Source organism: Campylobacter troglodytis, from assembly GCF_006864425.1.
Classification (GTDB): Bacteria; Campylobacterota; Campylobacteria; order Campylobacterales; family Campylobacteraceae; genus Campylobacter_D; species Campylobacter_D troglodytis.
Window position 1 is genome coordinate 1 of sequence record NZ_QHLI01000192.1, and the last position, 786, is coordinate 786.

1 pseudogene is annotated in these 786 nt (G+C 29.1%); it reads right to left on the reverse strand.

The features are described from left to right. Positions 1-762 (reverse strand): annotated as a pseudogene (locus tag DMC01_RS12665) (hypothetical protein); the annotation flags it as partial. Positions 763-786 lie beyond the last annotated feature (24 nt).

Sequence of the window (786 nt, forward strand, 5' to 3'; positions counted from 1 at the left end):
ATCTTCATTGTATTTTTTTAATCCCCTTGCACTTGGTAAGATTAAAGCAATTTGAGTGCAAGGATTAGCAATTCCAGCAATGCTATTAGGACAGTTTAATATAGGCGAATAAAGCAAGTCAGATTCAAGCATTATGGGTGCATCTTTTATTGAATCATCTTTTAGCTTTGCCTTGATGCTTTTGCCTAAATTGCTTTTTAATAAAACCCTGCCTCCGTGAATGCATCTTAACTCATCGCATTCTAGGATGGGACAAAGAAGGGCGGTGCTGCTTAAATTTATGTTATTTTTCTTAAATTCAAGCTCTTTTTGTTGATTTATTTCATTTTCTTTAATTTTATTAGCCTCTTTGCTTTTGCATTCTAATTTTATATTTAGGCTTGAATTTAAAATTGAATAATTTAATATTGTTAATTTATGCTTGTTTAGAAAGACTTGGAGGATTTGGGTGGAGTTGTTTGAATTTAAAGATTTGCTAGAATCCCTTGAATTTAAATCAAATTCATCATATTCTAAATAATAAATAGGTTTGGATTCGTCTAAATCGTTGTTTGAATATGCCTTGCTTGAATTTAAATCACTTGAATTTAAAACATTAAAGTTTAAATTATTGTTTGAATTTATTGCATTAAAGCTTGAATTCTCATTTAAATTCAAGCTCTCAAAGAAGCATTCATTATGTGGCAAAGTAGATTCTGTGCCACCATTTAGCAAAATTGAATAAAGAAATATCTGTGTATTTGCAGAATGCAATAAATCCAAATTAATTCCATATTTACCATAATT